The sequence below is a fragment of the Janibacter sp. CFPM2_SD2 genome (genome assembly GCF_057364645.1).
In genome coordinates this window covers 1-9,267 of record NZ_JBNFOF010000127.1, presented here as the reverse complement: position 1 = coordinate 9,267, position 9,267 = coordinate 1, and the positions used below count along the sequence as shown (strand labels likewise).

The following is a 9,267-nucleotide window of genomic DNA, read 5'->3' as shown; positions in this document are numbered from 1 at the left end:
CAGTCGGGGTGTGCCAGCCCATGTCAGCCCCTCGCCCGCAGCCGTCCGCCGGGCAGCGCCGGGGCGGGAAGGGGGGCGGGCTGCCCCTCGGGGAAGGGACCGAAGCGCTCCTCGCCCTCCGGCGGCTGCTCGCCGATCTCGGCCATCCAGCGGTCGCGGGCGGCGACGACGTCCTCGTGGCTGCGGCCGACGAAGTTCCACCACATGACGATCTGCTCGCCGAGCGGCTCACCGCCGACGAGCACGAGGCGGGCGCCGGTGCGGGAGGTGAGGGTGAAGCGCTGGCGGCCGGTGCCGACGTAGCCCAGCTCGCCCCGCTCGAGGGCGGTGCCGTCGATGCTCACGTCGCCGTCGTCGAGCAGCACGGCGTGCTCGTGGCCGGCCGGGACCTCGACGACGGTCTCGGCGTCGGCGTCGAGCAGCAGCTCGGCCCCGGTGAGGGCGCCGTGGGTGACGACGGGGGAGCGCTCGCCGAAGAGCTCGCCGAGGAAGACTCGGGCGATGCCGCCGGGGACGTAGGCCGGCTCGGGCACGTGGTGGTCGAAGGTCGGCTTGGTGTCGACGGCGTCGCCCGGCAGCGCGAACCACAGCTGCACCCCGTGCAGCACGCTCGTGTCCGGCGTGGAGAACTCGGAGTGGCTGACGCCGCGCCCGGCCGTCATGAGGTTGAGCTCGCCGGGGCGGACCATCGCGTGCGCACCCGTCGAGTCGCGGTGCTCGATCTCGCCGGTGAAGAGCCACGAGACGGTCGCCAGCGCGGTGTGCGGGTGCCGCGGCACGACCATGCCGCCGGTGGCCGCGACGTCGTCGGGCCCGTAGTGGTCGAGGAAGCACCAGCCGCCCACGAGGGAGCGGGCTCTGGAGGGGAGGGTGCGTCGCACCGTCATCGCCCGGGGGCCGCCGAGGGGGACCTCCCGGGGCACCAGGATCTGCACGTCGTCCACCACTCCCACGCTACCCCCGCGTCGTGGTGGACAGGGATCCGTCCGCTCGGAGAGGCTGTCGCCGTGACGGAGTCGACGGACCACCTGCACGCCCTGGCTGCCGCGAAGGGGGTCGAGACCCAGTGGTGGGACTGGCGCGGCGAGCACCGCGAGGTGCCGCCGGAGTCGCTGCGCGCGGTCCTCGCGGCGATGGGGGAGGAGGTCGGCGACGACGCCTCGGTCCTCGCCTCGCTCGAGCGCACCCGCACGGCGCCGTGGCGCCGTACGTTGCCCCCGACCGTCGTCCAGCGCGAGGGGGACCCCCTTCGCCTCCTCGTGCACGTGCCGCACGGCAGTGGTGTGGCCGTGCACATCACGCTCGAAGGGGGGTCCCGCCGTGACCTGCAGCAGCTCGAGCACGTCGTCGAGCCGCACGACGTCGACGGTGGGCTCGTCGGCGAGGCCGCCTTCGAGGTCCCGGGCGACCTGCCGCTCGGCTGGCACGAGATCGTCGCCGAGCCCGAGGCCGGTCCGCTGTCGCCGGGCACCGACCGGGCCGTGCTCGTCACCGTGCCGCAGCGTCTCGAGCTGCCCGAGGTGGTGCAGGAGGCGCCGCGCACCGGCCTGCTGACGCAGCTGTACCAGGTGCGCGGCTCCGGCAGCCAGGGCATCGGCGATCTCGGCGACCTCGCCACGCTCGGCGAGTGGGCGGCCCGCGAGCACGACGCGCACTTCGTCCTGGTCAACCCGCTGCACGCGGCCGAGCCGGTGCCACCGATGGAGCCCTCGCCCTACCTGCCGACCTCGCGCCGCTTCCTCAACCCCGTCTACATCGACCTGCGACAGCTGCCCGGGGCCGAGACGCTGCCGCCGCAGGCGCGCGCGGAGATCGAGGCCCTCGCCGAGCAGGCCAGGGTCCTCGACGCCCACGACACCATCGACCGCGACGCGGTCTGGGCGCTCAAGGAGCCGGCCCTGCGCACCGCCTTCCGCCACCTCGGCGCGGGGCAGGCGCGCGAGGTCGGCGCGCTGCACGCGACCGAGGGGCAGGCGCTCGTCGACTTCGCGACGTGGTGCTCGCTCGGCGGCCACCCACGGGGCGCTGTGGGAGAGCGAGTGGCCGACCGACCTGCACGATCCCGCAGGGCCCGCCGTCCGCGCGCACCGCGAGGCCCACCGCGAGGAGATCTCCTTCCACGTGTGGCTCCAGTGGGTCGTGCGCACCCAGCTGACGCGGGCCCAGCAGCGCCTGCGCCAGGCGGGCATGGGCATCGGTGTCGTCACCGACCTCGCCGTCGGCATCCACCCCGAGGGTGCCGACGCGTGGGCGCTATGCGATGCGCTCGCCCGGGGCGTGGACGTCGGCGCACCGCCCGACCAGTTCAACCAGCTCGGGCAGAACTGGTCGCAGCCGCCGTGGCGGCCCGACCGGCTCGCCGAGCTCGGCTACGCCCCCTTCCGCGACATTCTGCGGGCCGTGCTCGCCGGGGCCGGCGGCGTGCGCGTCGACCACGTCATCGGGCTCTTCCGTCTGTGGTGGGTGCCCGAGGACTGCTCGCCGGGGGAGGGGGCCTACGTCCGCTACGACCACGAGGCGCTCGTCGGCATCCTCGCCCTCGAGGCCCACCGGGCCGGTGCCCTCGTCGTCGGCGAGGACCTCGGCGTCGTCGAGCCGTGGGTGCGCGAGCACCTGCGCGAGCGGGGCGTCCTCGGCACGAGCGTCGCGTGGTTCGAGTGGGGCGACGACGGTCGGCCGCTGCCGCCCGAGGCCTACCGCGAGCTGTGCCTGGCGACCGTGACCACCCATGACCTGCCGCCGACCGCGGGCTACCTCGGCCTCGAGCACGTCGCCATCCGTGAACGGCTCGGCCTGCTCACCCGACCCGTCGACGAGGAGCGCGCCGCCGAGGAGGCGAGCGTGCGGGCGGTGCGTGAGGCCCTGCACGAGCGGGGGCTGCTCGCCGACGTCGACGCCGACCCGGCTGAGGTGGTGGCCGCGCTGCACCACTGGCTGGGGCTGACCCCTTCGCGCCTGCGGGGCATCGCCCTGACCGACCTCGTGGGGGACGTGCGGGCGATCAACCAGCCCGGCACCGACGAGGAGTACCCCAACTGGCGGCTGCCGCTCGCCGGCCCCGACCGGCGGCAGGTCAGCCTCGACGACGTCGTCGCGGGGGTCGTGGGGACCCGCTCGCAGGAGTCGCCGCGATCCTGACCCGCGCCGCGATATCGGCGGTGTCACGGCCGGATCACCGCAAGGTTTCCGGGGCGTGAGGGTTAACCCTGCATCTCCTTTGACCGGTGCCGGGGCGGTCACCGAAGAGTCACAGTTGTGTCTCAGGGCACACCGGGTCATGGTGCGAATCGACCTCGTGGTTTTTGATGTCACGAGCAGTCGCGGACCGCGCTGCGACCCCAGGGGTGGACCCGCATCGAGCCGGGAAAGCCGATAGACCCGCCTTCCCGGCGGCATGACGTAGGAGGACCCATGCGAGTGAAGTCTCGCGCGATGGCAGTTGCCAGCATCTCCGCGATCGCACTTCTCGCGACCGCGTGCGGCGGCGACAGCGACAGCGACAGCACCTCGGGCGGCGGCGGCGCCGGCGGCGAGATCAAGGCCGGTGGCTGCAACCCCGAGAACCCGCTGGTTGCGGGCAACACCGCAGAGACCTGTGGCGGTGACGTCCTCGACGTCCTGACCGCCAAGCTGGTCCACTACAACCCCGAGACGGCCGAGCCCGAGAACGACATCGCCGAGTCGATCGACACCGATGACAACCAGAACTTCACGGTGAAGATCAAGAAGGGCTACAAGTTCCACGACGGGACCGAGGTCAAGGCGAAGAACTTCGTCGACGCCTGGAACTACACCGCCTTCGGCCCCAACGGCCAGCAGGGTGGCTACTTCTTCGAGCCCGTCGAGGGCTACGACAAGGTCTCGGACCCCAAGTCCAAGGTCAAGGAGCTGTCGGGCCTGAAGGTCGTCGACGACTACACCTTCACGATCAAGACCTCCGAGAAGGTCTCGAACCTCCCGCTGCGCCTCGGCTACACCGCCTTCGCCCCGCAGCCCGACTCCTTCTTCGACGACCCGGAGGCCTTCGGCAAGAAGCCCGTCGCCGCCGGTCCGTACAAGTTCGACTCGTGGGACGAGAACTCCTCGATCGTCCTCAGCAAGTTCGACGACTACGCGGGTGACTTCGGTGGCCAGGCCGACAAGATCACCTTCCAGATCTTCCAGGACGCCGACGCCGAGTACACCGCTCTCCAGGCCGGCGAGATCGACGTCGTCCGCCAGATCCCGGCGAGCGCGCTCATCGACGACAAGTTCAAGAGCGACCTCGGTGAGGGCCGTTACCTGGAGAAGGAGAACTCCACCCTCCAGTTCATCGGCATGAACTACCACGTCACGCCGGAGCTGAAGAACGTCAAGGTCCGCCAGGCGATCTCGATGGCCATCGACCGGCCGACCATCGTCAAGCAGATCTTCAACGGCGCGATGACGCCGGCCACCGGCTGGGTCTCCCCGATCGTCGACGGCTACAAGGAAGGCGCCTGCGGCGAGTACTGCACGTACAACCCGGAGAAGGCCAAGCAGCTGCTCAAGGAGGGTGGCGGCTTCGATGGCAAGCTGACCCTGACCTACAACGGTGACGGCGGCCACAAGGAGTGGACCGAGGCGGTCTGCAACTCGGTCAACAAGGCCATCGGCATCGACTGCGTCGCCACCCCGGCGGTCGACTTCAAGACCATGCTGACCAAGCTGGGCGAGGACGAGCTCAAGGGCATGTTCCGCATGGGCTGGGTCATGGACTACCCGTCGATCGAGAACTACCTCGCGCCGATCTACGGCAAGGGTGCCGGCTCGAACTACTACGGCTACGACAACGCCGACTTCCAGGCCAAGATGAAGGAGGCCGGCGCTGCCGAGACCCCCGAGGAGGCCAACAAGCTGTACCAGGAGGCCGAGGGCATGATCGCCAAGGAGTTCACGACCATCCCGACGTGGTACGGCAAGACCATCATCGGTTGGTCGGAGCGCGTGGGCGACGTCCAGGCGACCCCCTTCGGCAACCCCGACCTGGCGGCGATGACCGTCAAGGAGTGACCCTGAACCAGGGCTGACTTCGCACTGCACCGGCCGGCCATCGCTCGATGGCCGGCCGGTGGCGTGCCGACCGACCGCCGATCGCGGATGCCGGTCACACCCAATGAGTTACCCTCTCCCGGCACCCCGGGACTGAGGTGCGCTACCAGCTCCATAGGAGGTGCACGTGGGCAAGTACATCGTTCGCCGATTGCTCCAGATGATCCCGGTGATCATCCTCTCCACGTTCCTGATCTACGCCATGGTCTTCGCCATGCCCGGCGACCCCACGGCAGGCAAGTGTGGCGAGCGGCCGTGTCCCGCTGCCTACGTCGAGAAGTTCAACGAGAAGTACCACCTGGACGAGCCGCTGCCGGTCCAGTACGGCTACTACGCCAAGAACGTCCTGCAGGGCGACTTCGGCGAGAACCAGTACGGCAACTCCGTGGCCGAGGAGCTCGGTGAGCGCTTCACGGTCACCGGCAAGCTCGCCGTCATGGCCCTGGTCTTCGAGGGCGTCATCGGCATCATCGCCGGTGTCCTCGCAGGTCTGCGCAAGGGCGGGTTCATCGACAACCTCGTGCTCATCAGCACGCTCTTCGTCATCTCCGTGCCGATCTTCGTCGTCGGCTTCGCGGCCCGCTACTTCCTGGGCCTCAAGTGGGGCATCTTCCCGGCGCTGGCGTCCGGCAAGGACCCGAGCTTCTACAGCCTGATCATGCCGGCCATGGTGCTCGGCTCGACCTCCTTGGCCTACATCGCGCGCCTCATGCGCACCAACATCGCCGAGAACATCAAGTCCGACTACGTGCGCACCGCGAAGGCCAAGGGCCTCTCGCCCAAGCGCATCATCGGCATCCACACCCTGCGCAACTCGATGATCCCCGTCATCACCTTCATGGGCTACGACTTCGGTGCCCTGCTCGGTGGCGCCATCGTCACGGAGGGCATCTTCAACATCATGGGCGTCGGTGGCTACATCTTCACCGGTATCCGCAACCGTGACGGCATCGCCGTCGTCGGGGCGGTCACGGCGCTGGTCATCGTCTACCTGGTGATGAACCTCATCGTCGACCTCCTCTACGGCGCCCTCGACCCGAGGATCAGCAATGACTGACAAGAGCACGGCGCAGGACGCCGCACAGGACCCCGGCCAGGACGAGGCGACGGCGACGACGACGCGCGAGGCGGCCATCGCGGTCGGCACCGCGCCCGAAGGGGGCGAGGCCCGCTCCCTCACCGCGGACGCCTTCGCCTCCCTTCGTCGCAACCCGCTCTTCTGGATCTCGGGGGTGCTGATCATCATCCTCCTGCTGATGGCGATCTGGCCCTCGCTCTTCACGACCTACGACCTGAAGTTCAACGACCTCAGCAAGGCCCGGGAGACCCCGAGCGGCGAGCACTGGTTCGGCACGGACACCCAGGGTCAGGACATCTACACCCGCACGATCTACGGCGCCCGCGCGTCGATCATCGTCGGCGTGCTCTCGACCCTCGGCGTGCTCCTGCTCGGGTCCTTGCTGGGTCTGATCGCCGGGTACATCGGCGGCTGGGTCGACGCCCTCATCAGCCGTGCCGGCGACATCTTCTTCGCCATCCCGCTGCTGCTGTCGGGCATCATCTTCCTGTCCTCGATCCGGGAGCGGGAAGAGATCTTCGGCATCCCGATCCAGGGCTACTTCGGCGTCGTGATGCAGGTCGTGCTCGTCTTCGTCCTCTTCGGCTGGCCGAGCCTGATGCGCCTCATGCGCAGCTCGGTCATCCAGGTCAAGCCCAACGACTACGTCCAGGCCGCTCGCGCCCTCGGCGCCTCGCCGATGCGGATCATCCGCCGGCACGTCCTGCCCAATGCGATGGCCCCGGCGATCGTCGTCACGACGATCAACCTCGGCAGCTACATCGCCGCGGAGGCGACGCTGTCCTTCCTCGGCATCGGTCTGCGTCCGCCGACCGTGTCATGGGGTGTGATGATCAACGACGCCCTCGTGCCGCTGCAGACCTACCCGCACATCCTCTTCTTCCCGGCGCTCTTCCTGAGCATCACGGTCCTGGCCTTCATCATGCTCGGCGACGCCGTGCGTGACGCCTTCGACCCGAAGGGGCGCTGAGAGACAGGTGAGTGACCACATGACCACACCGACGACCCCGTCGTCCGGGGAGCACCTGCTCGAGGTCGACGACCTCCACGTCGAGTTCCATACCCGCGAGGGCATCGCCAAGGCGATCAACGGCGTCAACTTCACCCTCGACGAGGGCGAGACGCTGGCGATCCTCGGCGAGTCCGGGTCGGGCAAGTCCGTGACCGCACAGGCGATCATGGGCATCCTCGACATGCCCCCGGCCGTCATCCCGGGCGGGCGGATCCTCTACAAGGGTCAGGACCTGCTGACCATGCCGGAGGACCAGCGGCGAGCGACCCGTGGCCCGGAGATCTCGATGATCTTCCAGGACGCGCTCAGCTCGCTCAACCCCGTCTTCCCGGTCGGCTGGCAGATCGCCGAGATGTTCCGGGTGCACCGCGGGTCCAACCGCGCGGACGCCTACGCCGAGGCCGTGCGCCTCATGGAGCGCGTCAACATCCCGGCGGCCAAGGACCGCGTCAAGGCCTACCCGCACCAGTTCTCGGGCGGTATGCGGCAGCGCATCATGATCGCCATGGCGATCGCGCTCGACCCCAAGGTGCTCATCGCCGACGAGCCGACGACGGCTCTCGACGTGACGGTCCAGGCCCAGATCATGTCCCTCCTGCAGGAGCTGCAGGAGGAGTTCAAGATGGGTCTGATCCTCATCACGCACGACCTGGGTGTCGTCGCCGACGTCGCCGACCGCATCGCGGTCATGTACGCCGGCCGGATCGTCGAGCGGGCCGACGTCGACGAGATCTACGCCCGGCCGGGTCACCCCTACACGCGGGGTCTGCTCGAGTCGATCCCGCGCCTGGACCAGAAGGGCCAGTCGCTCTCGGCCATCGGTGGCCTGCCGCCGAACCTCACCCGCATCCCCGAGGGGTGCGCCTTCAACCCGCGCTGCGTCATGGCGCAGGACATCTGCCGGACCGAGCGCCCCGAGCTGCTCGACATCGGCCCGCGTCGCCAGTCCGCCTGCCACTTCAGCCAGGAGGTGCTCGATGCCTGAGGCGATCCTCACGGCCAAGGGCCTGAAGAAGCACTACCCGATCAAGGGCGGTGTGCTCCGCACGACCGTCGGCCACGTCAAGGCCGTCGACGGTGTCGACTTCGAGCTCTACAAGGGCGAGACGCTCGGCATCGTCGGTGAGTCCGGCTGCGGCAAGTCGACCCTGGGTCGACTGCTCATGCGGCTCGAGGAGCCGACCGAGGGCACTGTCGACTTCGACGGGGTCGACATGTACAGCCAGTCGGGGTCCGCGATGCGCAAGCTGCGTCGCGACATCCAGATCGTCTTCCAGGACCCCTACACCTCGCTCAACCCCCGGCGCACCGTCGGCGAGATCGTGGCCGAGCCGCTGGAGATCCACTCCGACGTCGTGCCGCGTGGTGGACGCAAGCGCCGGGTCCAGGAGCTGCTGGAGCTCGTGGGTCTCAACCCCGAGCACATCAACCGCTACCCGCACCAGTTCTCCGGCGGCCAGCGCCAGCGCATCGGCATCGCCCGTGGCATCGCGCTCAACCCCAAGGTGCTCATCTGCGACGAGCCGGTCTCCGCGCTCGACGTGTCGGTCCAGGCGCAGGTCATCAACCTGATGGAGAAGCTGCAGGACGAGCTCGGCCTGTCCTACATCTTCATCGCCCACGACCTGTCCGTGGTGCGCCACATCTCCGACCGGGTCGGGGTCATGTACCTCGGCCGCATGGTCGAGATCGGCGACGAGGACGACATCTACTCGCGCCCGACGCACCCCTACACCCAGGCTCTGCTCTCCGCCGTGCCGGTGCCGGACCCGACCCTGCGCGGCAAGCGCGACCAGATCGTCCTCAGCGGCGACGTGCCGTCCCCGGCCAACCCGCCGCAGGGCTGCCACTTCCACACCCGCTGCTGGAAGGCGCAGGACATCTGCCGCACGGAGACCCCCGTGCTCGAGCTGCGCAGCGACGGTGCCGGCGAGCACCCCTCGCGATGCCACTTCGCCGAGCCGCGGGTCATCGTCGAGACGCAGGACGTGACCGACATCGACTCCGGCCTCTTCGCCGGCCAGGGCCTCGCGGACGTCGACGACGCGATGGCCGCGGGCCGGGCCGGTGGCGCTGCCGCCGGCGGAGCCACGACCGACACCTCGAC

At 69.5% G+C, this 9,267-nt stretch carries 7 protein-coding genes and 1 pseudogene; 7 read left to right on the top strand and 1 reads right to left on the bottom strand.

The window, feature by feature from the left end; translation table 11 throughout:
- Positions 1-23 precede the first annotated feature (23 nt).
- Positions 24-887, bottom strand: coding sequence for a pirin family protein (locus AC2W7J_RS12100; RefSeq protein WP_485982676.1), 864 nt, complete (start codon positions 885-887; stop codon positions 24-26).
- A 246-nt stretch (positions 888-1,133) separates the two neighbouring features.
- Between AC2W7J_RS12100 and AC2W7J_RS12095 the strand changes: the two are divergent.
- The 7 genes and pseudogenes from AC2W7J_RS12095 to AC2W7J_RS12065 form a co-directional block, all read left to right on the top strand.
- Positions 1,134-1,958: pseudogene (locus AC2W7J_RS12095) on the top strand (4-alpha-glucanotransferase); the annotation flags it as partial.
- Positions 1,959-2,025: 67 nt separating this feature from the next.
- Entirely contained in the window at positions 2,026-3,138 is a 1,113-nt protein-coding gene (locus AC2W7J_RS12090) for a 4-alpha-glucanotransferase (RefSeq protein WP_485982674.1), read from the top strand.
- A 294-nt stretch (positions 3,139-3,432) separates the two neighbouring features.
- Positions 3,433-5,031 carry a peptide ABC transporter substrate-binding protein gene (locus AC2W7J_RS12085; protein ID WP_485982672.1) on the top strand — a complete coding sequence of 533 codons (1,599 nt, stop codon included), beginning with the start codon at positions 3,433-3,435 and terminating at the stop codon, positions 5,029-5,031.
- 166 nt (positions 5,032-5,197) lie between these two features.
- A complete protein-coding gene (locus tag AC2W7J_RS12080) occupies positions 5,198-6,127 on the top strand; it encodes an ABC transporter permease (RefSeq protein WP_485982670.1) in 930 nt (309 codons plus the stop codon).
- Positions 6,120-7,118, top strand: coding sequence for an ABC transporter permease (locus AC2W7J_RS12075; protein WP_485982668.1), 999 nt, complete (start codon positions 6,120-6,122; stop codon positions 7,116-7,118). Before AC2W7J_RS12080 ends, AC2W7J_RS12075 begins: the two co-directional genes overlap by 8 nt.
- Before the next feature lie 19 nt (positions 7,119-7,137).
- Positions 7,138-8,145 (top strand): ABC transporter ATP-binding protein, encoded by a 1,008-nt coding sequence (locus AC2W7J_RS12070; protein WP_485982667.1) that lies wholly within the window; start codon positions 7,138-7,140, stop codon positions 8,143-8,145.
- A partial coding sequence (locus tag AC2W7J_RS12065; RefSeq protein WP_485982665.1) for an ABC transporter ATP-binding protein occupies positions 8,138-9,267 on the top strand: 1,130 nt, incomplete at its 3' end. The genes AC2W7J_RS12070 and AC2W7J_RS12065, both read left to right, overlap by 8 nt.